Below are 23,512 nucleotides of genomic sequence, written 5' to 3' on the forward strand. Positions count from 1 at the left end.
TCACTCCTCACCCATCGGACGGCGGTATCGTGAACGTCTCGAAGGCGTCGCCCTCGACGGTGACGAGTCGGCCGGTGACGCCGCCGTCCGTCATGGCTTCGAGTTCGGCGTGCGCGGCGCGATGTCCGCGCGGTTGCGCGTGGCTCCCCGGGTTCAGGAGCGTCACCTCGCCCGTCGCCTCGAACGTCGGCCGGTGGCTGTGACCGAACAGGACCACGTCGGCGTCGCGTTCGCGGCCGAACATCGACAGCGCCGTCGACCCGCCGCGGCGCGTGTGCGTCGCCGCGAACGTCAGACCCCCGAAGGTGAGGGTCCGCGCCGCCGGCAGTCGCTCTCGTATCTCGGCGTCGTCGTTGTTGCCGTACACGCCGAGAAGCCGCGAGGACTCCGACTCGAAGTCGTCGAGGACGGGTTCGCGCATGAAGTCGCCGAGGTGGACGACGAGTTCCGCCTCGCGGACGGCGTCCAGCGTCCGACCGGTGAGTCGGTGCGAGTCCGTGCTGTGGGTGTCGGAGACGACGGTCAGCATCGGGTCGGGCTACGAATCGGGGGGATAGGAACGTTCCGCTCGGTCGCCGCGGCGGCGAAGTGCGGTGCGGGAGACCCGCGTGGAAACGCTCTTACGGGAGACCCTTGAGGTGAAAGCATGGCAGGAAGCAGAGGCGTCGTCATCGCCGCCCTCGTCGCGAACGGCGCCATCGCCGTCCTGAAGTTCCTCGGATATCTCCTGACGCAGAGTCCCTCGATGCTGTCGGAGACGTACCACTCCCTCTCCGATACGGGCAATCAGGTGTTCCTCCTCATCGGCATCCGGTACAGCGACAGAGAGGCGAACCGGGCGCACCCGTTCGGCTACGGGAAGGCGCAGTTCTTCTACGCGTTCCTCGTCTCGGTGCTGCTGTTCGGCATCGCCGGCTGGGAGTCGCTGAAGCACGGCTACGACGCCATCCTGCACGGCAGTCACGCCGCCGCCGGACTGGTCTCGTTCGCGGGCTATCAGTTCCCCGCCTGGTACGTCAACGTCGTCGTCCTCCTCGGGGCCATCGGCTTCGAGACGTACGCGATGAAGAAGGCCAACGCCGAACTCCAGCGGCAGATACGCGAGTACGAGTGGAGCGGCGTCGTGGAGGCATTCAAGAAGACGAGCGACGTGACGACGCTGACGGCGTTCACTGAGGACGGCATCGCCCTCGCGGGCGCGGCCATCGCACTCGTCGGCGTCGTCCTCACGCAGCTCACGGGCAACTACATCTACGACGCCGTCTCCGCCGCGCTCATCGGCGTCCTCCTCATGGGGTTCGCCCTCGCCCTCGCGTGGGAGAACAAGCGCCTCCTCCTCGGCGAGAGCCTCCCGAAGGACGTGGAGGACCGACTGCGCGAGGTCGTCCGGAACCACCCGGGCGTCGTCCACGTCGACAACTTCCGGACCGTCCACGTCGGCCCGGAGAAGGTCCTCGTCAACGCGGACGTCAGCTTCGACTCCGACCTCGACACCGACGATATCGACACCGACATCACGCGGATAGAGGAGAAACTCAAGCGCGAGGACGCCCGGGTGAAGTTCGTCTACGTCGAACCCGAACTCTGAGCGGACTCGTCGCTCTCTTCTACGCCGACACCGCCGCGTCGATTCGGTCGACGGCCTCGTCCACGTCGTCGGCGGAGACGTCGAGGTGCGTGCAGAATCGCGTCAGGTACTCGCCGTGTGCGCCGGCGAGGACGCCCTCGGCTTCGCAGAGCGCCTCGAACTCGTCGGCGGTGAGGCCCGCCTCCTCGGAGAACACCTGCACGATGTTCGTGTCGGGGTCGGGCGCGCGGAGGCCCGCGATATCGTCCAAACCGGCCGCGAGGCGCGCCGCGTTCTCGTGGTCCTCGGCCAGTCGCTCGACGTTGTCGAGGGCGCGGAGACCCGGCGCGGCGATGATTCCGGCCTGTCGCATCCCGCCGCCGAACAGTTTGCGGACGCGGCGGGCGCGTTCGACGTACTCCTCGCTGCCGGCGAGCATCGACCCCACGGGCGCGCCGAGGCCCTTCGAGAGGCAGAACATCACCGAGTCGACGTTCCGGGTCATGCGTTCGGGGTCGACGCCGAGGGCGACGCAGGCGTTGAACAGGCGGGCGCCGTCGAGGTGGACCGGCACGCCGAGGTCGTGCGCCGCCTCGGCCGCGGCGTCTATCCCCTCGGGCGGGACGGCGACGCCGCCGCGCGCGTTGTGCGTGTTTTCGAGCGCCAGCAGGCCCGTGCCGGCCCTGTGGAGGTCCTCTGCGACGAACCGCTCTCGGATCTGTTCGGGCGTCGGGACGGCCGACTCGCCCGCGTCGAACGTGCGGACCTGCAACCCCGAGAGTTGCGCGAGGCCGCCGACCTCCCACTTGTAGATGTGCGCCTGTTCGTCGAGTAAAATCTCCTCTCCTCGGTCGGCGTGGACGCGGGCGGCTATCTGGTTGCCCATCGTCCCCGTCGGAACGTAGAGGGCGGCGTCCATCCCCACCCGTTCGGCCGCCGCCGCTTCGAGTTCGTTCACCGTCGGGTCGTCGCCGTACACGTCGTCGCCGACGGGGGCGTCCCGCGCCGCCTCCCGCATCGCCGCCGAGGGGCGCGTCACCGTGTCGCTGCGAAGGTCGATGGCCATGAGGGACGGTGTCGGTCCCCGGAGTTATAGGCGGTGGTCGCGGCCGTCTGTGCGGGGCGGACGCGGAGCGCGAGGTTCGGAGGTCGAGAACGGTCGGAGAAGGAGGGGCGGTCGGTCGCGGTTCACCCGAGGATGAACTTCGCGAGGCGGTTGTCGGCTAGGTCGAGTTTTTCGAGGTAGGCGTCGAGGCCGAGGATGCGGCCCGCGCCGAACGTCGCGATGGTGACGAACAGCACGAGGCCGAACAGGTCACCGTTGACCAGGCCGTGCGCCCAGTCGGCGTTCCCCAGGTAGAAGAACGCCATCAGCAGGGCCCCGAACAACGAGGCCAGGCGGACGAGACCGCCGACGATGAGTCCGAGACCGATGAGGAACTCCCCGGCGGGAATCATGACGTTCGTGACGTCCATCAGCCAGGGCGTCGCCGCGACCCACGCGAAGAAGCCCTGGATGGGCCCCGAGTTGTTCGCGAGGTAGCCGGTGGCGTCGAACGCCTCGCCCGACACGAAGGCGAACTTGGTCCACCCGGCGTGGAGGAACCAGTAGCCCGTGATGAGGCGGAGGGCGACCAGCCAGTAGCCGGCGATGGTGCCCTGCAGGTCGAACTCGAGGACGTCCTCGAAGGCGGTTCGGGTGGTGGTGGTGGGAGTGCTCATGGTCTGTTACCTCTTACAGTTGTACACTCTCCCGAAGAGATCATATAAACTGAGCGTGATTCTCGGTTCTTCAGAACGACCGTGTCACGGCCGCTGTGAGCCATTGGCAGCGGCCACGGCTTCTCACGGATTCGAGCGGCGAGCGTCGACACCGGTGCGAAAGCGGTTTCACGCCGACGCGACACCTCGTGGTATGGACCCACGCATCCGGGAACACGCCCAGACCATCGCCGAGCACTCGACGGGCATCGAGTCCGGCGACGACGTCGTCATCGCGGCGCCCGCCGCCGCCGAGGAGTTGGTCGTCGCCCTCCACGAGGAGTGCGCCGAACGCGGCGCCAACCCCGTCTACACCAACAGCAGTTCCCGCGCCTCCCGCGCGTTCCTCCGGAACCGCGAGGGCGACTTCGAGACGCCGGAGCACCTCCTCGCGATGTACGAGGAGATGGACGTCTACATCGCGGTGCGCGGCGACGAGAACGCCTCGGAGACGGCGGACGTCGACCCCGAGACGAACGCCGCCTACCGCCGCGCGATGCAACCCGTCCTGCAGGAGCGACTCTCGAAGACGTGGTGTCTCACACAGTTCCCCACCGCCGGCAACGCCCAACTCGCCGGCATGAGCACCGACGCCTACCAGAACTTCGTCTGGGACGCCGTCAGCCTCGACTGGGACGAGCAGTACGAACACCAACAGCAGATGGTCGAGATTCTGAACGACGCCGACGAGGTGCGCATCGCCGCCGGCGACGAGACGGACGTGACGATGAGCGTCGCCGGCAACACCGCGATAAACGACAAGGGCGAGAAGAACCTCCCCGGCGGGGAGGTGTTCACCGCGCCCGTGCGCGACAGCGTCGAGGGCGAGGTGCACTTCGACATGCCCCTCTACCGACAGGGCCGCGAGATAGAGGACGTCCGGGTTCGCTTCGAGGAGGGCCGCGTCGAGTCCTACAGCGCCGGACGCAACGAGGAGGTTCTGGACGGCGTGTTCGACACCGACGAGGGCGCGCGCTATCTCGGCGAACTCGGCATTGGGATGAACCGCGCCATCGACACGTTCACGTACAACATGCTGTTCGACGAGAAGATGGGCGACACCGTCCACATGGCCGTCGGGTCGGCGTACCCTGACACGGTGGGCGAGGAGAACGAGGTGAACGAGAGCGCCGAGCACGTCGACATGATTCTGGACATGGCCGAGGACTCCGTCATCGAGGTGGACGGGGACGTCGTCCAGCGAGACGGTACGTTCGTGTTCGAGGACGACTTCGAGTAGTTTTTCTCATTTTTGGTCCAGCTTTTGCGGCCGCGAACCGTGTGAGCGGCCGGAAAAGGTGGGACGGCACCGTGCGGAGCGTTCACAGCCACCGGTCGATTTATGGGGGTCTGTTCGTGAACTGTTAGCTATGCCGAAGGTGCTCTGTACCGAGTGCGGCCGGGACGTGGGGATGCACGAACTGGAGGCGAAGACGACGACGCGGCGCGACGGGTTCGACACGCGGTATCGCTGTCCGTACTGTCGGACCGACATGGAGGAGGTGGCGAGCCGGTTCGTCTGAGTCGTCGCTCGGGAGGGGGTTTCGGGTTCCGAGTTTCGGAGGGTGGTCGGGCGGTCGAACGGCGCCGCGCGGTTACTCGTCGACGTCGAGGTCGAACTGCTGGTTCTCGACGACGGCGTTGAGGACGACGCTCGTGTTGGACTCGCGGATGTCCGCGTCGGTCAACAGCGCCTTTATCTGGCTGTTCATGCCGTCGGTGTCGGTGAACTTGCCGACGGCGATGATGTCGTAGTCGCCGGTGACTTCGTAGACGGAGACCATCTGCTTCTGCTCGCGCAGTCGGTCGGTGATGTCCGGGAGCGCGCTCCCTTCGACTTTCAACTGGATGATGGCGGTGACGTCGTAGCCGAGTGCGTCGTAGTTCACCCGAGGGGTGTACCCCTCGATGACGCCTTCGTCTTCCAGGTCGCGGAGGTGGTTGGAGACGGTCGTAACCGACACGTCGAGTTCTTCAGCGAGGCTTCGGAGGCTGGCGCGCCCGTCTCCCAACAGAGCGTTGATGAGTTTCGCGTCGAGGTTTTCGTACGTCATCACAGCGACCCACTCGCTCGGGGCATTAGAATTTTACGAATATCCAGTTCTAGGGGGGCCACCGGCGAGTTGCGCTAAGCGATAACGTCATAAAGATGGACGTTGACGAAACCGGTGTCCAGAAGATGACGGACGATAACGCTAACACGAATGTGGCAACGGACGGCGGACTCTCGACGAAAGCGCAGGCGGTCGTCGAGGAGATAGAGTCCAAGGAAGTGGACTTCCTCCGTCTCCAGTTCACCGATATTCTCGGCACGGTAAAGAACGTGGCTATCCCCGCCACGCAGGCTGAGAAGGCATTTACCGAGGGAATCTACTTCGACGGCTCTTCTATCGAAGGCTTCGTGCGCATCCAGGAGTCCGACATGCGCCTCAAGCCCGACCCGGATACGTTCGCGGTTCTGCCGTGGCGCGACGGTCGCTCCGCGCGCCTCATCTGCGACGTCATCGACACGAGCACGGGCGAACCGTTCGTCGGTGACCCGCGCTACGTGCTGAAAGACGCCATCGACCGCGCCGAGGAGATGGGCTACGAGATAAACGCCGCGCCGGAACCCGAGTTCTTCCTGTTCGAGGAGGACGAGGAGGGCCGCGCGACGACGGACACCAACGACGCCGGCGGCTACTTCGACCTCGCGCCGAAGGACCTCGCGAGCGACGTGCGCCGCGACATCATCTACGGCCTCGAACGGATGGACTTCGAGATCGAGGCCAGCCACCACGAGGTCGCCGAGGGCCAACACGAGATCAACTTCGAGTACGACGACGCGCTCACGACGGCCGACAACGTGGGGACGTTCCGCACGGTCGTCCGCGCCATCGCCGCCCAGCACGACCTGCACGCGACGTTCATGCCCAAGCCCATCTCTCGGGTCAACGGCTCCGGCATGCACACGCACCTGTCGCTGTTCACCGAGGACGGCGAGAACGCGTTCCACGACGAGGACGACGAGTTCAACCTCTCGGAGACGGCAAAGCAGTTCACCGCCGGCATCCTCGAACACGCCCCGGCCATCACCGCCGTCACGAACCCGACGGTGAACTCCTACAAGCGCCTCGTCCCCGGATACGAGGCGCCCGTCTACGTCGCGTGGTCGGACCGCAACCGCTCGGCGCTCATCCGCAAGCCGGCCGCGCGCATCCCCGCGGCCAGTCGTGTCGAGGCCCGCTTCCCCGACCCGTCCTGCAACCCGTACCTCGCGTTCGCGGCGCTCATCCACGCGGGTCTGGACGGCATCGAACGCGAACTGGAGTGCGACGACCCCGTGCGCGAGAACATCTACGAGTTCGACGAGGAGAAGCGCGAGGAGTACGGTATCGAGACGCTCCCGGCGAACCTCGGCGAGGCGCTCGACGCCCTCGAAGAGGACGAGGTCATCCAGGACGCCCTCGGCGAACACGTCTACGAGAAGTTCCACGAGGCGAAGTCCTACGAGTACGACGAGTTCCGCGTCGACGTCTCGCAGTGGGAACTCGACCAGTACCTCGAGACGTTCTGAGACCGGACCGAACCGGACGCCCCGGACCCGAACGACCGACTCCGTTCTCGCTTTTTTCACCTCACTCGAGCAGCGTTGCCGCCGCGACGGGCAGCGACAGCAGCGCCGCGCCGCCGACGGCGCCCGCCCCCGCGAGGGCGAGCGACCGCACCGGAAGTTCCGCGACGGCGGCCATCGCGGCCAGCGGCACCGGGACGGCGAGGGCGCCGACGACGAGCGACCGGGGGGACAGCGAGACGGCGCCGCCGGTCGACCGCGCGGAGAGCGTGTCGCCGAGCGACGCCCACGTCGCCGCGCCGCCGGCGGCCGTCCCGACGGCGAGGAGCACCTCCCGTTCGACCGGATTCGCGGCGGCGGCGGCCGCGGAGAGGACGCCGCCGGCGAGGAAGCAGGCGACCACGGCGCGGGTCGAGGGAGGGGACGGGCGGCGGAGGCCGGGGCCGGCGGCGACGGCGGCGGTCGCGAAGAGGGCGCCGACGGCGACGCCCGCGACCACGTCCGCGAGGTAGTGGACGCCGATGACGACGCGCGAGAGGGCGACGACGGCGACGACGGCGGCGGCGACGCCGAGGCGAACGCGGCGGCGACCCGCGTGCGCGAGGAGCGCCGCGCCCCCCCAGAACACCGTCGTCCCGAGGGCGTGACCGCTGGGGAAGCCGTACCCCGTCTCGGCCGCCCCCGGCGGGCGGGGGAGCGCGAAGGCCGCCTTGAGACCGAGGGTGAGTCCGACCGCGCCGAGTCCGAGGGCGAGGACGAACGCCGCGGACGGGCGCGCGATGCCGGCGCGGGGGCCGACGACGTAGGCGAGGCAGACGGCGAACAGGCAGACCCACGGGTTTCCGAGGTAGGTGAGCACGGAGAACAGCGTCACGACGGCGTCCGGCAGCGACGCCGCGGCGTCGAGTTCGCCCAGGCCGCGGGCGGCGAGCGAAAGGGGAAGAGACGGGGAAGCGGCGGTTACGACGGTCGGTGGTCCGGTCATCGGTCGCGGCGGGGCGGAGTCAGGACCGCCGGTCGCGGACCCAGTCGACGAGGCGGCCGGGAACCCCCAGCGCGCCGAGTCCGGCACCGAACACGACGAAGATGACGTAGAGGCCGAGCGTCGAGAGATACGTGACGAGCATGGCGACGACGGCGAGCAGGTCGTCCTGGATGAGGAAGAACGCCGCGATGGTCACGGCGGTGCCGTACAGGAGCACGAGGTACGGTCCCCACCCGCGCGCCTTGCCCTGCCGCATCCGGTTGCGCACGTAGCGCTTGAGTTCGGACTCCACGTCGGGGCGCTCGACCGTCCGTTCCTGTACGTCCGACTCGAAGGAGTCGAGGTCCGCGCGGAGTTCCTCGACGCGGTCCTCGAGTTGTTCGATGTCGGGCGCGCCGCGGGGGTCGACGTCCGCCTCGCCCGACTCGTCTACGGCTGCGTCGTCCACGCTCATCGTTCGGTGTGTCTGTCGGGCGGGCCTGTGTTGTACCTGCCGGTCCGGTGCGCCGCGGTCGCTCGGTCCGGGCGACACCTGGTCGGCGAGGACTGCGTTCACCACCGCGCCCGTGAGGACGAGGATGCCCGAGAAGTAGAACCACGTGACGAGCAGCAGGATGGCGCCGAGGGCGCCCGCGACGCCGCCCGCGTTCGCCGCGTAGATACCGAAGACGCCGCCGAGGACGGACCAGCCGACGGCCGCGAAGACGGTTCCCGGCAGCGCCTGCCGCGGCGAGAGTCCGGCGTCAGGAAAGACGTAGTAGAACGGGAAGAACGCCACCACGAGCAGACCGAGGAGGAGGAGCGGACTGATGTACTCCGCGAACGGGAGGTTCAGAACGGCGATGACCGCGGTGGCGACGGCGACGCCGATAGTCCCGGCGCCGATGGAACCCAGCGCGATAGCGCCGTCCTTTATCTGGTCGACGATGCCGCCCGCCTCCGAGCCGTAGATCCGCGAGAAGGCGATGTCCAGCCCGCGAAAGAGCTTCAGCGCCCCCCAGAGGGTGACGCCGATGCTCACGACGGAGAGCAGCCCCTGACCGGTCGGGTCGGTGAGAGCGCCCCTGACCATCTCCGACCCCGACGGCAGGAGGTACTGCTCGGCGAGTGCCAGCACGTCGTCTCGAAGTGCGTCGCCGCCGACGAACGACGCGACGAGCAGGCCGAGCGTGAGGAGCGGAACGAGCGAGACGAGCGTGTAGTAGGAGATGCTCGCCGCGAGGAACGTCACCTCGCGCTCCTGAATCGTCTCGACCACCGAACGAACCACGGAAACGGGATTTTGAGTCCGAACGCTCACGCCCGCAGTTCGGACGAAGCACACAAGAAGTTACTTGCACACGAGAGCGCCCGCGAGGCGCTCTCAGTCGTCTGTTCTGATAGTTCGCCCTCGCCTCTCAGCCGTCGCCGTCGGTCGTCGCCGCGCGCGTCTCCGCGATGGTCGCGTCCGTCTTGAACGCCGTCCCGGAGTAGTGCGCCCTCGTCGCCTCGTAGCCGGCGTCGCGGAGTTCGCCGAGGAACTCGTCCATCCCCGTCGCCGAGCGGTTCCACAGTTTGCACAGGCGGTGTTGGTCGTAGTGCGTCGGCGCGTCGAGTTCGCCGGCGACGGTGTCGAGCATCGACCGGGCGCGCTTGGCCTCGCCCATCTCCTCGGTCACGTGCTCGCGGACCGACTCGGCGAACGCCGGTTCGCAGATGGGGCCGAGATAGAGCGGTCCGGCGACGAGCGTCCGCGAACTCCCGCAGGCGGGGCACTCCTCGGGCGGGTGGGCGACGAGGCCGAACTCGTGGTCGCGTTCGAGGCAGTCCTCGCAGTGGTAGACGTGGCCCAACTGTTCGAGCAGTTCGTCCGCCTTCGTCGCCCGCGCGTCGAGTTCGAGGTACGCCCGCGCGTAGTGGCGCGTCACGTGCGAGAGAATCGGCACGGCCGCCTTATCGTAGCGCGCGGCGGTGCGGACCATCGCCGAGAGAAGGACGCGGAGGCCCATCTCGGGGTGGTAGTCGGTATTCTGCGGGAGCGTCGAGTACTTGCGGATGCCGGAGTTCTGGTGGGCGCCGCAGAGCGGCGCGGTGTCCGTGGCGGTGACGCAGACCAAATCGCGCGTGTTGGCGAACGCCGCGTCGGCGAACGGAATCGGCGTGCCGAACGGGTCCAAATCCACGATATCGAACACGGAGTCGTGCATGAGCGCGTTCGCGTTTCGATGGACGGCCTCGCCGTCGAGTCCGTTGCGTGCGAGGTTCTCGCGGGCGAGTTCGACCGCCTCCTCGTCGAGGTCGGCGCAGGTCACGTCGAACCCCTCGGCCGCGGCGCGAACGCCTCGAATCCCGCTGGCGGCCATCGCGTCGAGGTACGACGACGCCCGGTCGTCGCGTTCGCGGTAGGCGCGGAGCGTCGCCACCGTCACGTCGCGGTTGAGTTCCTGTGTCGGGTTGTAGAACACGTCGTCGCCGGCCCCCTCGGAGGCGCCGTCGCGGGCGCCGGGCACCTCGACCGTGAGGCCTCCCTCGCGTACGTCCATGTCCCGAGGAGCGACCCCCGCGGCGAAAAGCGATGCGATGCGGGCGGGCGAGAGCGCGCGCGAGCGACGAGCGCTGCGCGGGCATCGGTGGCGTTTTGTCCGTCACCGGCCTACGTCGCGACGTGAGAGAGGTGGGCGACGACGCCGGGAGAGGGGACGCCGCCGCCGACAGCGACGGCGCCTGCGGGAGTGACGACGCCGAGGGAAGCGGCGGGTCCGACGACGAGGGTGAGAGCGCCTGCGCGACGCCGCCCGGCGCCGACGCGGACGAGCGGACGGCTTCGGACGGGTTCGCCGTCCCGACCGAGACGGACAGCGACCGCGGGACCGCGTGGCGGCGGACGCTCGCTCGAACGGGCGAACTCACCGCCGACGTGGTCGACTCGCTCGTCGACCTGCACGGGAGTCGCGGCGTGCGCGCCGTCGAGGCAGTCTCGGAGGGCCGGGTGAAGCGTTATCGCGACTTCACCGTCGTCGTCGGCTACGCCGAGGAGTACGTCGTCGAGGACGGCGGCTGTACCTGCAAGGATAGCTCCTACAACCTCGACCCCGCGGAGGCCGACCAGCGCTGCTGGCACGTCCTCGCCGCCGCCGTCGCCGAGCGAATCGGCGAGGTCGACCACCACGACATGTGGTACTCCGACGTGCGCGAGTTCATCTGAACCGCCGCTCCCGGCCGGCCTCCGACCGCCGCCTCCGCAACGTTTTCCCGACCCCTCTTCGAACTTTGGACCGAGATGCCCACCATCGACGAGAAACGCGTCTATACCGACAACACGGGCACCGAGACGGTGTTCGTCGCCACCGGCGCGGGCGCCGTCGCCGTCTCCGTCTCGGACGACCTCGTGGGCGGATTCGGCATCGCCCACCGGTGTGCGGCCCGCGACGTGGCCGCCGGCGGCGGAACCCTCGCCGTCGCCGCCGACGAGGACGTGTTCCGCGCGGACCTGACGGCCGCCGGCGGGGCGGGCGCGGACGAGGGCGGAGACGCGGCGACGGACGCCGAGGCCGCCGAGGGCGCCCTCGACTTCGAGGCGACCGGGTTCGGCCCCGCGGCCGCCGTCGGCTTCGACGGCGAGTCGCTCCTCGCGGGCGACGACGAGGGGCGAGTGGCCCGACTCGACGCCGGGGAGAAAGCGGGGAGCGAGGAGAGCGGAGAGAGCGGAGCAGGTGCGTGGACCGACCTCGGGCGCGTCGGGGGCGTCCGGGCCGCCGACGGTCCCCTCGTCGCCGCCGCGGACGGCGTGTACCGAGTCGACGACGGCCTCTCGCACGTCGGATTGGACGACGCGCGCGACGTGGCCGGGAGCGAACCGCTCGCGGCGACGGGGACGGGACTGTACAAGCTCGGAAACGGGTGGATGGACGTTCTCGACGGAGAATTCGAGGCAGTGAGCGCCCGCGACGGGCGGGCGCACGCCGCGGGCGGCGGCGACCTGTACGCCCGCGACGACGGCGGCGAGTGGTCGCGCGAACCCCTTCCGGTCGGGGGCGACGTGGCCGCCGTGACCCACGGGAGGGGCGCGACGTACGCCGTCACCGACGCCGGGACGTTCCTCGTCCGCCTGCCCGGCGAGGAGTGGCGTCACCAGATACTCGGGTTACGGGGCGTCGCGGCCGCCGCGGCGGTCTGAGTCGGGCGGCGTCCCGCCCGCGAAGCGGACGCCGCGAGGGCGGCCGCTGACCCGCCCGCGCGAGACGAAAACGGGTTTAACGCGCGACGGAGAGTTGCGAGTATGATTGTACCCGGCGCATCTTCGCAGGCGCTGGCCGCCGCGGTGGCGACGGCGATGGACGAACCGCTTGCGGCCGTCGAGTACGACCGCTTCCCCGACGGCGAGACGCTCGCGGCCGTCCCCGAGTTCGACGGCGGCCGCGCCGTCGTCGTGGCGACGACGGACTCGAACGACGCGTGGGTCGAACTGCTCCAACTGCAGGACGCGGTCCGCGAGGCCGGCGCCGCGGAGGTGGTGACCGTCATCCCGTACATGGGCTACGCGAGGCAGGACGAAGCGTTCGACGCGGGCCACCCCGTCTCCGCCCGCGCGATGGCGAAGGCCGTCTCGACGGGCGCCGACCGCGTGGTGCTGGTCAACCCCCACGAGGAGGCGCTCACCTCCTTTTTCGACGCGCACGTCACCGTCGTCGACGCCGCCGCCCGCCTCGCCGCGCCGCTTCCGGACGACCTGAGCGACCCCCTCTTCCTCTCGCCGGACTCGGGCGCGATAGAACTCGCCGAGAGCGTCCGCGAGGCGTACGGCCGCGGCGAGACGGACTACTTCGAGAAGGTCCGACACTCGGGGACGGAGGTGGAGGTGACGCCGAGCGACGCCGACGCCGCCGGCCGCGACGCGGTCATCGTCGACGACATCGTCGCCACCGGGTCGACGATGAGCGAGGCCGTCTCGTACCTCCGGTCGGACGGCGCCGCCCGCGTGTTCGCCGCCTGCGTGCATCCGCTGTTGGTCAGAAACGCGCGGACGAAACTCGAACGCGCCGGCATCGAGCGCATCGTCGGCACCGACACCGTCGAACGCGACGTGAGCGTCGTCAGCGTCGCGCCGAACGTCGCCGCCGCGGTGGACGCGGTCACACAGTAGCACGGAACATCCCCTCGCCGGAGAGAAACGTTCTTATCATCGACAACGTTTCATCGGATATGGCACACGGAAACCTGGACTACTCGCGGCTCACCAAACTCGGAGTCGGCTCCGGCCTCGCGCTGTTCGCCGTCGGCGCGCTCGGACTGCTCGTCGCCCCCGCCGTCGTCGGACCGCTCCCGGCCTGGGAACGGACGCTGCTTCTCGACGCGGAGGCTCTCGGCGTCGCCCTCACGCTGCTGTCGCCGTTCGTCTTCGGCATCCTGCTTCCGCTCATCGAGTAGAGCGGGTGAAAAGCGGGAGAGGAGAGGAGAGGAAAGCCGGCGTCAGTCGGTCGTCGTATCCGACGCCGACGGCGATTCGACCGCCAGCGAGTCGTAGACGGCGACTTCGTGCCGCGACACCTGCACCGCCACGTCCCAGAGTTCGAGGACGACGAACCCCGAGTCCCGCCCGGAGCGCGGCCCGCGGAACAGGCGGTCCAAGGCGCCGGGGTCGACGTAGTTGTAGAGGGCGTCGGTCGAGTCGGGTTCGACGTCCACGTCCGCGGCCTCGAACGCGCGGAGCAGCGCGGCGGCGGGGCTATCGTCCGCCGCGATGCGTTCCGTGTGGAGGAGCGGACCGAACTCGTAGCGGTACATCGGAGGACCCCGTCTCGTCTGTACTGCCGACGGAGACGGTAATGAAAGTGGGCCAAAAGCTACATACGGAGCGTTCGGAGTCCGGTGGCGGTTCCCTCGGAGTCGTCCGCACGGCCGGACCGCCGACGGGTCGATGCCGGTGTCTCTATCACGCCGGCGCGTGCGTACTCCGTCGATGACCGACGCAGACCGAGGGACCGACGGTTCGCGGGCGTCCGCGGAGCCGTCCGTCCCGGACCCCGAATCGGCGTTCGTCGTCGAGGAGGGCTGTTCGCGGTGTCCGGACCTCGTCGCCTGCCGGAACCGAATCTCGTGGGGGAACGGGCCGCGGGACGCCTCGGTGGTGGTGGTGGGCGAGGCGCCCGGCGCGGGGAACCCCGACGCCGAGGCGTGGCGCGGCGGCAACTACACCGGGATGGCGTACACGACGCGGCACTCGGGCGGCCGCGTCCGCCGACTGCTGGCCGACGCCGGCCACCCCGACGTCTACTACACGAACGCGGTGAAGTGCTTCCCGTGCGACGGCGAGGGGTCGAACCGCGAACCGACGGAGCGGGAACGGGCGAACTGTCGGCCGCATCTCGAAACCGAACTCGACGCGATAGCGCCCGAGGTGGTCGTCTCGACCGGAAAGCACGCGACGGCGACGATGCTCGCCTTCGAGGGGTGCGAGGTGGACGGCTTCCTCGATTCGGTCCTCGAACCCGTTGACCTCGACGCGTTCGACGCGACGCTGCTTCCCCTGCTGCACCCCTCCTATCAGGAGGTGTGGCTCTCGCGTCTCGGCTACTCGGAGTCGGAGTACGTCGACGAGATACGGGCGCGCCTGCCCTGAGTCGACCCGTTCACCCGAACCTCTTTGCCGAATCCGGACGACGGCACCCACATGAGCGAACCCACCATCTTCGAGCAGATAGCCGCGGGCGACATCCCCGCGCGAATCGTCTACGAGACCGACTCGGTGCTCGCGTTCCTCGACGCGAACCCCCTCGCGCCGGGGCACACGCTCGTCGTCCCGAAGGAGGCGCACGAGCGACTCCGGGACCTGCCCGACGACGTGGCGACCGAACTGTGGGCCGCCGTCGACGAACTCGGCCCGCGCGTGGAGGACGCCGTCGACGCGGACGGCCTCACGGTCGGCGTCAACGACGGCGAGGCGGCCGGACAGGAGGTGCCGCACGTCCACGTCCACCTCGTCCCCCGCTTCGACGGCGACGGCGGCGGCCCCATCCACGGCGTCGTCGGGTCCCGGCCGGACCTCTCCGACGAGGAACTGGACGACATCGCCGGGCGAATCGAGGGCTGAGCGGTCGAGTCGAACCGAGTCAGAGGAGGACCCGCAGAGGGACGTTCGAACGGCGAACACGTTCTTGTCGCCCCCGCCCGAGGCGTGGAGTATGAGTCGACGTAGCCGCAGCGACGACGACGCGAGCGCCCTCGAACCAAGTCTCGAACCCGAGGGGGCGCGGTCGCGATGAGCGCCGCCGACCTCCTCGTCGAGTGTCTGGAGGCCGAGGGCGTCGAGGACGTGTTCGGCGTCCCCGGCGAGGAACTCCAAGACCTGCTGTTCGCCCTCCGGGACTCCGACATCCGGTACATCCCCGTCCGACACGAGCAGGGGGCGGCGTTCATGGCCGACGTGCACGGCCGCCTCACGGGCGAGGCCGGCGTCTGCATGGGCACGCTCGGTCCCGGCGCGACGAACCTCCTCACGGGCGTCGCGGACGCCCACCTCGACAAATCCCCCCTCGTCGCCATCACGGGACAGGGCGGCCGCGAGCGACTCCACAAGGAGAGCCACCAGGCGCTGGACGTCGTCGACATGTTCGAGCCGGTGGTGAAGTGGAACACGCAGATAGCCGAGGGCGAGACGGTCGCCGAATCGATCCGCAAGGCGTTCAAACTCGCCGAGTACGAGAAGCCCGGCGCGACGCACGTCGAGTTCCCCGAGGACGTGGCCGCCGCCTCCGTCGAGGGCGAACCCCTGCCGACGCGCGAACCCGTCCGCCGCGCCGACCCCGACGAACGGTCGCTCGAACGCGCCGCCGACCGCATCGACGAGGCGGAGAATCCGCTGGTCCTCGCCGGCAACGGCGCCGTGCGCACCCGGACGGCGGAGGGTCTCCGCGAACTCGTCGAGCGCGCCGGGATGCCCGTCGTCGCCACCTACATGGGCAAGGGCGCGGTGTCGGACCGCCTCGACAACTCGCTTCTGACGCTGGACTCGGGGCCGAACGAGGAGGCCGGCGAGGCCATCGAGCGCGCCGACTGCGTCGTCGCCGTCGGCTACGACATCGCCGAGCACGACCCGAAGTCGTGGAACCCCCACCTCGACACCGACATCGTCCACGTCGACCACGAACCCGCGGAGGTGTACCAACACTACAACCCCGACGTCGAAATCGTCGCCGACATCTCCGCGACGCTCGAAGGGCTGGCCGAGCGGTTGGACGACGTCCGCGCGACGGACTGGTGCGAGGAGTACCGCGAGACGATAATCGACCACGTGACGGAGAAACCCGACGACGGCGACCCCCTGTCGGTGAAGGGGACGCTGCCGTACCTCCGCGAGACCCTCGCCGACGAGGACGTGCTCATCTCGGACGTGGGGAGCCACAAGATGGCCATCGCGCAGAGCTACCCGACGTACGAACCGAACACCTGCATCATCTCGAACGGCCTCGCGTCGATGGGCATCGGCGTCCCCGGCGGCGTCGCCGCGGACCTCGCGGTGGACGGAAACGTCGTCGTCGCCACCGGCGACGGCGGGTTCATGATGAACGCCGCGGAGTTGGAGACGGCCACCCGACTCGACCTCGGGTTCACCGTCGTCGTCTTCACCGACGACGACTACGGGCTCATCTCCGAGAAGCAGACCGAACACACCGGCGAGCACTTCGGCACGGAGTTGACGAACCCCGACTTCGAGACGTTCGCGGAGAGTTTCGGTATCGAGAGCCACCGGCCCGAGTCGTGGGAGGAGGTCGATGCGGCGTTGACCGAGGCCGTCGAGAGCGACGAGATGGCGCTGGTCGCGGTGCCGATTCCGCGGTAAGGCGGTAAGCGGTCGCCGGACGCCGAACGCGGAACCGACACCGGTCGGGCGGAAAACGTATTTTCCGACGCCGCGAACCCCGCCGCTACCGTGTCCTCCACTCCCCTTCGCGAGCGGGTCAGCCCGTCTCGGGTCGGCGCGCTCCTCGTCGTCACAGCGCTGCTCGTGGTGCTGGTCCTCGCCCTCGACCAACCGCTGACGGCCGAATTCGTCGCGCTCTCGGTGGTCGTACTCGGGTTCATGACAGCCAGCGTCTTCGACGCCGTGCGGTCGCATCCGCTCTACACCCTCGCGTCAGTCGTCGAGCTGTCGGTCGTGTTCTGGGTGCTGTATCTCGGCGGCGCCGGCGGTCTGTTCTTCCTCGCGCTCGCCTGTCTGGCGCTCGTCGGCGTCGCCGTCGAACTGTACAACTACCGGAACGGAACGTCGTACCTCCGGTTCGAGGCGTGACCGCCGCGGGAGACGGCCGTCACCTCGCCCTCGCCCTCACCGCACGCCGCCCATCTCGATGCGCGCGCCGCCCGCCTCGCTCTCAGTGACGGAGACGGTCCATCCGTGGCCCTCGGCTATCTGCTTCACGATGGCGAGACCGAACCCGGTGCCCTCGCGGTGCGTGGTGTACCCCTGCTCGAACACCTCCTCGCGTCGCTCCGGCGGGATGCCTGGACCGTCGTCCTCGACGGCGAACCCGTCGTCGGTCGGGACGACGCGGACGCTGACGGCGGGGCCGGCGTGGTCGAGGCTGTTCCGGAAGACGTTCTCCAGCAGTTGGGCCAGTCGGTTCGAGTCGGCGGTGATGACGCCGAGGCCGTCCGCGACGGCGAGCGTCGCCTCCCCGTCGGCGCCGTCGATCGTCTCCCACGCCCGCCGGACCGCCTCCTCGAGGTCGACGGGTTCGAGTTCGCGTATCTGTTCGTTCTCCCGCGCGAGGTACAGCAGGTCGCCGACGATGCGGTCCATGCGGTCCAGGGCGGACTCGACGCGGTCGAACTTCTCGGGGTCGCCGTCCTCCCGCGCGAGTTCGAGGTAGCCGTTGGCGACCGACAGGGGGTTCCTGAGGTCGTGGCTCACCATGGAGGCGAACTCGTCCAAGCGGTCGGTCTGACTCCGGAGTTCCCGCGTGTGCTCTCGGCGCTCCAGTTCGTAGGCGACCCACCGCGCCATCAGTTCCACGATGGCCCGCTCGCCGTCGGAGAACGGTTCCTCGCGCGGGTCGGTCCCCGCGAAGCAGAACGTTCCGTACAGGTCGTCGTCGGCGACGACCCGCGCGCCGATGTAACAGCCGAGGTCGAACGCCTCGTACGCCGGGTCCTCCGACCAGCCCTCCGCCTCCGCGTCCCGCACCGCGACGAGTCCCCCGTCGCCGACGACCTTCCGGCAGTACGCCCGCGAGAGCGGGGCCGACTCGCCGGGTTGGAGCGACTCGTGCTCGCCGACGGAGTGGACGACCGTCTGCGTTCCGTCCTCGATGCACGTCAGGAAGCCGTACGGCACGTCCAGGAACTCCGTGCCCAGTTCGAGCAGGCGCCGCACCTTCTCCTCGAAGGAGGCGTCTCGGTCGGCGGTGACGCGGTACATCCGCTCTAAGGCGTCGTGCTCGGCCCGTCGCCGCTCCATCAGTCGGACGCGGTCGGTCACGTCCCGCAGCACCGAGAGATGCTCGCCGGGGACGACGTCCCGCGTCGCCGCGTACTCGACGACCCGTCGCTCGCCGTCGGGTCTGCGGAGCGAGAACATCCCCCTGTCCTGGCCGGCGGACAGGAACTCCGACCACGCGTCGTCCGTCTCGTAGCCCTCGTCCGCGAAGTCCTCGACGCGCATCCCGAGCAGTTCGTCCCGCGAGACGCCGAACAGGTCGCAGGCGCTCCGGTTGGCGTCGACGTACGCGCCGTCGTCGTCGGCGACGACGATGGCGTCCATCGCCTCGGCGAAGGCGGCGGCGTACCGCGTCCGCTCGTCCTCCCGCGTCTCCCACTCGGAGACGTCGCGGACGATGGAGACGATGCCGTCCTTCCCGTCCCACGTGATGGGTCGGGCGGTCACCTCGACGGTGAGCGTCTCTCCGTCGAGCGTCTGGCCGGTTCGGCGCGCTCTGGTCATCTCTCCCTCGCCGTTCCGAATCCGCGAGACGTCGTCCTCGGCGGTCGCTCTGCTGTCCGGCGGTACCAGTTTCTCCGCGGGGCGTCCGAGCAGGTCGTCCGCGTCGTCGGCGCCGTGCAGTTCGACCGCGGCGGGGTTGGCGAAGACGTACTTCCCGTCGACGGTCACGAGGATGGCGTTCGGCGAACTGTCGAGAATCGACTCCACCTGCGCGGCGGATACCGCCGTCGAGTCGTCCGCCCGGCCGCGGTCGACGGCGTCGCGGACGCGACCGGCGAGCGTCACGTCCGAGTCCGGACCGGCCTCGGGGACGTACTCCGTGACGCCCGCCGAGACGGCCTCGCTCGCCAGTTCCTCGTCGCCGTCGGCGGCGAAGAGGACGAACGGGAGCGAGGGCCGGTGACGCCGGACCGCTTCGAGGAACGCCAACCCGTCCGTGCCCGAATCGCCGTGGGCGCTGACGACGCAGTCGAACTCGTCGTCGGCTAGCGCGTCGAGGCCCGCGTCGACGCCCGGTGCGACGGTGACGGAGAAGCGGTCGTCCTCGCGTTCGAGCGACGCGGCGGTGCGCTCACCCGAGCGGGGGTCGTCGTCGACGCAGAGCACCGAGATAGCCTCCGCACCGCGAGTCATGTTATTTAACCGGCGGTCGGCGCTGTTAAGTGTTTTGAGCCGTCGGATTCGCCGGCCATCGGGGAGCCGCGAGAGGATACGTTCAATTTTTGAAGAGAGTCACTACAACCGGATGCTTTAGGAGGGGGAGGCGACCATCGGAGGTATGCACGACGCAGGGAGCGCGGACGGGACGGACGACGGCGACCGGACAGATAGCGACCGGACGGGCGGCGCGAATATCGGGGCGCTCGTCGGCGCCGTCGGCGGCGCGGGGACGACGCGGTGCACGCTGGAGGCCGCGGCGGCCCTCGCCGCGGACGGCGCGGACGTGGGCGTGTTCGACGCCGCGTACGCGACGCAGGGCCTCGCGGACCACCTCGACGGCCGAATCGAACCCGACCTGACGGCGCTCGTGACCGACGCGGCCGACGCACCGCTGTCGGACGCGCTGACGACGCTGGACTGCGAGGCCCCCGGCCGGGTCTCCGTCTGTCCGGCGTTCGCCCCGCTCGAACGGTTCGCGCGGGCGAAGGCGCCGGACGCAGCGCGGCGGTTCGAGGCGCGCTTGAACCGGGCGAGCGAGCGGTTCGACCACGTACTGGTCGACGTGCCGCCGGTCGCCGCCAACCAGGCCATCGCGGCGGTGAACGCCGCCGACCGGGTCGTCGTCGTCGCCCCGGGTACGACGCGCGGGGCGGACGCCGTCCAGCGGACGCGGACGCGCCTCGAACACGTCGGGAGCGGAGCCGACTTCGTCGTCGCGACGCGCGGGGCGTTCGAGGCGGCCGACTGCGAGGTGCCCGCGTCGGAGGTGACAGACCCCGCGTCGGTGCCGTCGTGTCTCGACGAGGGCGGGCCGTTCGCCGAGAGCGTCGCGCGCCTCGCGGCGGGCGCGACGGGTCGCGACGTGAGCGAGGCCGCCGGGAGCGGCGGCCTCCTCTCGGGCGTAGAGCGGTACGTGAAGTGAGTACGGAGAAGAGTACGTAGAGGGAGTCAGAGATAGTCCGCCGACGCGCTCATCGTCTCTCCGAGCGCGTCGCGTTTCCGGACGAGGGCGTCGCCGCCGAGCGGTCGCGCCGCGTCGCGTCGGGTCGCCTCGGCGAGTTCCGGCACCGGGTCGTGCGTCTCGACGTAGGCCGCGAGGGCGAACTCCGCCTCGTCGGCGCCCGTGAGTTCGAGCGCGTCCGCGCGGGAGAGCGTCCCCGACAGCCAGTCGCGGAGGACCGTCCGCGCCGTCGGCGCGAGGGGGGTGACGCCCTCGACGCCGGCGCGGTGGAGCACCTTCGCGGCCGTCACGGGGGCGACGGCGGCCGCCCGCCCCGCGTCGCCGACGCTGTCGCCGCCGGCGTACCGTTCGACGACCGTGGCCGCGGCCGCCGGCGCGCAGGGGAGCGCGTCGGCGTGGTCGCGCAGTCGGGCGTCGAGGTCGACGTCGGTATCGTCCACCGTCGCGACGCCCCGCGCGTCCTGCCTGCTCGTCGTCACCGCCGTCTCCGCCGCGATGTCCGCCAGTCCCATCGGAGATACCTACGTCTAAGTGATAGTAAGCTATTTCGATATATTTTCGGAGATGATATTCGAGCGTGCCGGTGACCGGTACGTTCGAGCGCCGGATTCAGTCATTTCAAGCTACTTTCTCCGATTTTTAAATACCCGATCGGGACCAAGAATCAATTGTGATGACCGAAGCACGCGCCGACGACGCGACGACGACGAACGCCTGCCCCGAGTGCGACGGCCGACTCCACGCCGACGGTCGCGAGACGGTCTGCGGCGACTGCGGGCTGGTCGTCTCCGAGTACGCCATCGACCACGGGCCCGAGTGGCGGTCGTTCGCCGACGACGCCGGGAACCCCAAGCGGACGGGCGCGCCGCTCACCCGGTCGCGGCACGACCGCGGCCTCTCGACCGAAATCGGCCGCTCGACGCGCCTGAAGGGTCGCAAGCGTCGGCAGATGGCTCGTCTGCGCCGCCAGCACAACCGCGCTCGCATCTCCACGAAACGGGAGCGGAACCAGGTGTACGCGTTCACCGAGATACGCCGCCTCACGAGCGCGCTGTCGCTCCCCGAGCGCATCCGCGACCACGCCTGCTCGCTGTTCCGGTCGGCGCAGACGGAGGACCTTCTGCGCGGGCGGTCGCTGGAGGGGTTCGCGGCCGCGTGCGTCTACGCCGCCTGCCGCGTCGCGAACGTCTCCCGCACCGTCGGCGAAGTCGTCGCGGAGGCGAAGGCGACGAGGGCCGAACAGACGGCCGCGTACGACGCTCTGAACCGCGAACTCGGGCTTCCCGTGGGGTCGGTCGACCCCGCGGAGTACGTCCCCCGGTTCGCCACCCGCCTCGACCTCCCGCGCGAGGCGGAGCGCCGCGCCCACGAGTACGTCGCGGAGGCCGCCGAGGCGGGTATCTCGACGGGGCGGAACCCGGGCGGCGTCGCCGCGGGCTGTCTGTACACCGCCGCGCGCGACGTCGGCGCGGACGTGACGCAGGCGGAGGCGGCCGACGTCGCGGACGTGACGCCCGTCACCCTGCGGAAGACGTACGCGGCGCTCCGGGAGCGGGAGAGCTGAGCGGGCCGGAGAGCGAGTGGGTGACGCGAGCGCGAGGAGAGCCCTTTTCGAGGTGTCGAGACGGACCGCGAGCGACCGCTCAGTCGCTCGAACAGCGGTCGACCGCCCGCGCGAGCGACAGAATCGCTCGCCCGGCGCGACTCGACGGGGCGACGCGGCAGACGGGGCGACCGGTCTCGACGGCGCGGGCGACGCGGGGGTCCGCCGGAACCGTGACCGCGGGCGCGCCGAGCACCTCCTCGAAGACGGCCTCGGGCGGGTCGTCGACGGCGCGGTTGACCGCGACGGCGACGAGTCCGGCGTCGAGTTCGCGCGCCAGTTCCCGCGTCCGGACGGCGTCGGCCAGCGCGTACGGCCGCGGTGACGCGACGACGACGCAGGCGTCGGCGACGGCGAGGGGAACGCCCGCGTCGGCTTTCATCCCCGCCGGACAGTCGACCACGACGTCGCCGTAGGTCCGTTCGACGGCGCGGAGCGCGTCGCCCAGTCGGCCCACGTCGGCCGCCCGCGCGCCCGCGAGCGACCGGCCGCACGGGAGCAGCGTCACCGGTCCGCCCTCGCGCACGGCCTCGACGGCCGACGCCCGCCCCGCCAGCACGTCGTGCAGGTCCGGCCCGCGACCCGTCGGCAGGTCGGCCATGCCGACGTCCGCGTCGACGACGACGGCGTCCGTCGCGGCGCCGAGTTCGAAAGACAGCGTCGACTTGCCGACGCCGCCCTTCCCGCCGGTCACGGCGAGTATCACGGCGCCTCCAGCGCGGCGACGACCGGACCGGCCTCCGTCCCGGCGGCCCGGTCGGCGAGTTCCGCGGCGCGGGCCGCGACGGCCCGGAGCGCCGCCTCGTCGGCGTCGACCGCCGAGGGGAGTCCGGAGACGTCGCCCGCAGTTTCGAGCGTCGCCGCGGCGTCCGCCGCCGTGGCGTCCGTCAGTCGCTCCGCAAGGCGGACGCGCGTCTCGACCGCATCGAGCCACGAGGCGACCGCGGGCGGTCGAGGCTTCGGACTCTGGCCGCCGGAGTCCGGTTCTGAGCCGTTCCCCTCGAAGACATCCGATCCATCGGGGTCGGAAGCGCCCTCGTCCGAGGGCGATTCGCGCGCGAGCGACGCGTCCGAAACCGAATCCGGAATCGGAACCGGAACGGCGTCGGCGGGCGGCCGCGCCCGACCCAGCGCGCGGATGGCCTCGTTCTCGCGGTTCTCCTCCTCCGCTCCCTCGGCCCGGCCGAGCGACGTCACGGAGACCGGAGGCTCGCCGTCGGAGGCGACGGGACAGGCGTAGCCGAGCGCTCGTGCCTCGCCGGCGGCGAGGACGCCCTCGAAGCCCTCCGCGTCCCATCCGCGTTCGGGGACGCCCTCGCGCCGCGGCGGGAGGACGGGGCCGGGGAGTTCGTTGCGGACGCGGACGCGCCGCGGGACGGGCGCGTCGTTGCGGACCCGGACCGTCACGAGCGTCGCGCCGGCGACGGCCTCGGTCGCGCAGTCGTGTTTCATGGCCGGTCTGGCCGCGCACTGGTACTTCAACGTTCGACCGCACCGGCCGGCG

Annotated in this window: 26 protein-coding genes; 14 read left to right on the forward strand and 12 right to left on the reverse strand. The window is 70.0% G+C overall.

Annotated features, from left to right (window positions below):
• Nucleotides 1-7: 7 nt before the first annotated feature.
• Nucleotides 8-529, reverse strand: coding sequence for a metallophosphoesterase (locus tag NDI79_RS16720; RefSeq protein ID WP_310929769.1), 522 nt, complete (start codon nt 527-529; stop codon nt 8-10).
• 117 nt (nt 530-646) lie between these two features.
• On the opposite strand from NDI79_RS16720, the gene NDI79_RS16725 reads away from it, so the two are divergent.
• Complete coding sequence (locus NDI79_RS16725) at nt 647-1,588, forward strand: cation diffusion facilitator family transporter (protein ID WP_310929770.1); 942 nt, start codon at nt 647-649, stop codon at nt 1,586-1,588.
• Between the two features lie 19 nt (nt 1,589-1,607).
• On the opposite strand, the gene ltaE is transcribed toward NDI79_RS16725, so the two are convergent.
• Together ltaE and NDI79_RS16735 are read right to left on the reverse strand one after the other, a co-directional pair.
• The gene (gene ltaE, locus NDI79_RS16730) at nt 1,608-2,633 is read right to left on the reverse strand and encodes a low-specificity L-threonine aldolase (protein WP_310929772.1); all 1,026 of its coding nucleotides are present in this window, start codon (nt 2,631-2,633) and stop codon (nt 1,608-1,610) included.
• 122 nt (nt 2,634-2,755) lie between these two features.
• Nucleotides 2,756-3,289, reverse strand: a complete 534-nt coding sequence (locus tag NDI79_RS16735; RefSeq protein ID WP_310929773.1) for a TQO small subunit DoxD — start codon at nt 3,287-3,289, stop codon at nt 2,756-2,758.
• Between the two features lie 193 nt (nt 3,290-3,482).
• Between NDI79_RS16735 and NDI79_RS16740 the strand changes: the two genes are divergently transcribed.
• Both NDI79_RS16740 and NDI79_RS16745 read left to right on the forward strand, forming a co-directional pair.
• Nucleotides 3,483-4,568, forward strand: a complete 1,086-nt coding sequence (locus NDI79_RS16740) for an aminopeptidase (RefSeq protein WP_310929774.1) — start codon at nt 3,483-3,485, stop codon at nt 4,566-4,568.
• 130 nt (nt 4,569-4,698) lie between these two features.
• Nucleotides 4,699-4,851: a hypothetical protein gene (locus NDI79_RS16745; protein ID WP_310929775.1), complete on the forward strand. Its 153-nt coding sequence runs from the start codon at nt 4,699-4,701 to the stop codon at nt 4,849-4,851.
• Nucleotides 4,852-4,923: 72 nt separating this feature from the next.
• On the opposite strand, the gene lrp is transcribed toward NDI79_RS16745, so the two are convergent.
• Nucleotides 4,924-5,382: an HTH-type transcriptional regulator Lrp gene (gene lrp / locus NDI79_RS16750; RefSeq protein WP_310929776.1), complete on the reverse strand. Its 459-nt coding sequence runs from the start codon at nt 5,380-5,382 to the stop codon at nt 4,924-4,926.
• A 125-nt stretch (nt 5,383-5,507) separates the two neighbouring features.
• Here lrp and glnA point away from each other — a divergent pair, with 125 nt between their 5' ends.
• Nucleotides 5,508-6,884 carry a type I glutamate--ammonia ligase gene (glnA, locus tag NDI79_RS16755; protein ID WP_310929777.1) on the forward strand — a complete coding sequence of 459 codons (1,377 nt, stop codon included), beginning with the start codon at nt 5,508-5,510 and terminating at the stop codon, nt 6,882-6,884.
• 61 nt (nt 6,885-6,945) lie between these two features.
• Here glnA and NDI79_RS16760 read toward each other — a convergent pair whose 3' ends face one another.
• The 3 genes from NDI79_RS16760 to NDI79_RS16770 form a co-directional block, all read right to left on the reverse strand.
• Nucleotides 6,946-7,866 (reverse strand): phosphatase PAP2 family protein, encoded by a 921-nt coding sequence (locus tag NDI79_RS16760; RefSeq protein ID WP_310929778.1) that lies wholly within the window; start codon nt 7,864-7,866, stop codon nt 6,946-6,948.
• A 19-nt stretch (nt 7,867-7,885) separates the two neighbouring features.
• A complete protein-coding gene (locus tag NDI79_RS16765; protein WP_310929779.1) occupies nt 7,886-9,166 on the reverse strand; it encodes a YihY/virulence factor BrkB family protein in 1,281 nt (426 codons plus the stop codon).
• 97 nt (nt 9,167-9,263) lie between these two features.
• Nucleotides 9,264-10,388, reverse strand: a complete 1,125-nt coding sequence (locus NDI79_RS16770; protein ID WP_310929780.1) for a tRNA (guanine(26)-N(2))-dimethyltransferase — start codon at nt 10,386-10,388, stop codon at nt 9,264-9,266.
• 374 nt (nt 10,389-10,762) lie between these two features.
• On the opposite strand from NDI79_RS16770, the gene NDI79_RS16775 reads away from it, so the two are divergent.
• The 4 genes from NDI79_RS16775 (at nt 10,763) to NDI79_RS16790 (ending at nt 13,272) form a co-directional block, all read left to right on the forward strand.
• Nucleotides 10,763-11,050, forward strand: a complete 288-nt coding sequence (locus tag NDI79_RS16775; protein ID WP_310930208.1) for a metal-binding protein — start codon at nt 10,763-10,765, stop codon at nt 11,048-11,050.
• 75 nt (nt 11,051-11,125) lie between these two features.
• Nucleotides 11,126-12,022 (forward strand): HVO_0234 family beta-propeller protein, encoded by an 897-nt coding sequence (locus NDI79_RS16780; RefSeq protein WP_310929781.1) that lies wholly within the window; start codon nt 11,126-11,128, stop codon nt 12,020-12,022.
• Between the two features lie 102 nt (nt 12,023-12,124).
• Complete coding sequence (locus NDI79_RS16785; RefSeq protein ID WP_310929782.1) at nt 12,125-12,988, forward strand: ribose-phosphate diphosphokinase; 864 nt, start codon at nt 12,125-12,127, stop codon at nt 12,986-12,988.
• Between the two features lie 59 nt (nt 12,989-13,047).
• Nucleotides 13,048-13,272: a DUF7860 family protein gene (locus tag NDI79_RS16790; RefSeq protein ID WP_310929783.1), complete on the forward strand. Its 225-nt coding sequence runs from the start codon at nt 13,048-13,050 to the stop codon at nt 13,270-13,272.
• 42 nt (nt 13,273-13,314) lie between these two features.
• Here the strand turns inward: NDI79_RS16790 and NDI79_RS16795 are convergent, their stop codons facing one another.
• Nucleotides 13,315-13,629 (reverse strand): HalOD1 output domain-containing protein, encoded by a 315-nt coding sequence (locus NDI79_RS16795; RefSeq protein ID WP_310929784.1) that lies wholly within the window; start codon nt 13,627-13,629, stop codon nt 13,315-13,317.
• Nucleotides 13,630-13,804: 175 nt separating this feature from the next.
• On the opposite strand from NDI79_RS16795, the gene NDI79_RS16800 reads away from it, so the two are divergent.
• The 4 genes from NDI79_RS16800 (at nt 13,805) to NDI79_RS16815 (ending at nt 17,134) form a co-directional block, all read left to right on the forward strand.
• Complete coding sequence (locus NDI79_RS16800) at nt 13,805-14,464, forward strand: uracil-DNA glycosylase (RefSeq protein WP_310929785.1); 660 nt, start codon at nt 13,805-13,807, stop codon at nt 14,462-14,464.
• A 51-nt stretch (nt 14,465-14,515) separates the two neighbouring features.
• Nucleotides 14,516-14,935 carry an HIT family protein gene (locus NDI79_RS16805; RefSeq protein ID WP_310929786.1) on the forward strand — a complete coding sequence of 140 codons (420 nt, stop codon included), beginning with the start codon at nt 14,516-14,518 and terminating at the stop codon, nt 14,933-14,935.
• A gap of 168 nt (nt 14,936-15,103) precedes the next feature.
• Entirely contained in the window at nt 15,104-16,684 is a 1,581-nt protein-coding gene (locus tag NDI79_RS16810; RefSeq protein ID WP_310929787.1) for an acetolactate synthase large subunit, read from the forward strand.
• Nucleotides 16,685-16,774: 90 nt separating this feature from the next.
• Nucleotides 16,775-17,134 (forward strand): DUF8064 family membrane protein, encoded by a 360-nt coding sequence (locus tag NDI79_RS16815; protein WP_310929789.1) that lies wholly within the window; start codon nt 16,775-16,777, stop codon nt 17,132-17,134.
• A 36-nt stretch (nt 17,135-17,170) separates the two neighbouring features.
• On the opposite strand, the gene NDI79_RS16820 is transcribed toward NDI79_RS16815, so the two are convergent.
• The gene (locus NDI79_RS16820; protein ID WP_310929790.1) at nt 17,171-19,417 is read right to left on the reverse strand and encodes a PAS domain S-box protein; all 2,247 of its coding nucleotides are present in this window, start codon (nt 19,415-19,417) and stop codon (nt 17,171-17,173) included.
• A 145-nt stretch (nt 19,418-19,562) separates the two neighbouring features.
• Here NDI79_RS16820 and NDI79_RS16825 point away from each other — a divergent pair, with 145 nt between their 5' ends.
• Nucleotides 19,563-20,366: a P-loop NTPase family protein gene (locus tag NDI79_RS16825; RefSeq protein WP_310929792.1), complete on the forward strand. Its 804-nt coding sequence runs from the start codon at nt 19,563-19,565 to the stop codon at nt 20,364-20,366.
• A 26-nt stretch (nt 20,367-20,392) separates the two neighbouring features.
• Here the strand turns inward: NDI79_RS16825 and NDI79_RS16830 are convergent, their stop codons facing one another.
• The gene (locus NDI79_RS16830) at nt 20,393-20,917 is read right to left on the reverse strand and encodes a DUF7858 family protein (protein WP_310929793.1); all 525 of its coding nucleotides are present in this window, start codon (nt 20,915-20,917) and stop codon (nt 20,393-20,395) included.
• A gap of 161 nt (nt 20,918-21,078) precedes the next feature.
• Between NDI79_RS16830 and NDI79_RS16835 the strand changes: the two genes are divergently transcribed.
• Complete coding sequence (locus tag NDI79_RS16835) at nt 21,079-21,969, forward strand: transcription initiation factor IIB (protein WP_310929794.1); 891 nt, start codon at nt 21,079-21,081, stop codon at nt 21,967-21,969.
• A gap of 79 nt (nt 21,970-22,048) precedes the next feature.
• On the opposite strand, the gene NDI79_RS16840 is transcribed toward NDI79_RS16835, so the two are convergent.
• Both NDI79_RS16840 and NDI79_RS16845 read right to left on the reverse strand, forming a co-directional pair.
• A complete protein-coding gene (locus NDI79_RS16840; RefSeq protein WP_310929795.1) occupies nt 22,049-22,714 on the reverse strand; it encodes a MinD/ParA family ATP-binding protein in 666 nt (221 codons plus the stop codon).
• Complete coding sequence (locus NDI79_RS16845; RefSeq protein WP_310929797.1) at nt 22,711-23,460, reverse strand: DUF7857 domain-containing protein; 750 nt, start codon at nt 23,458-23,460, stop codon at nt 22,711-22,713. Before NDI79_RS16845 ends, NDI79_RS16840 begins: the two co-directional genes overlap by 4 nt.
• Nucleotides 23,461-23,512: the final 52 nt, after the last annotated feature.

It is taken from the genome of Halogeometricum sp. S3BR5-2 (genome assembly GCF_031624635.1).
GTDB classification, from domain to species: domain Archaea; phylum Halobacteriota; class Halobacteria; order Halobacteriales; family Haloferacaceae; genus Halogeometricum; species Halogeometricum luteum.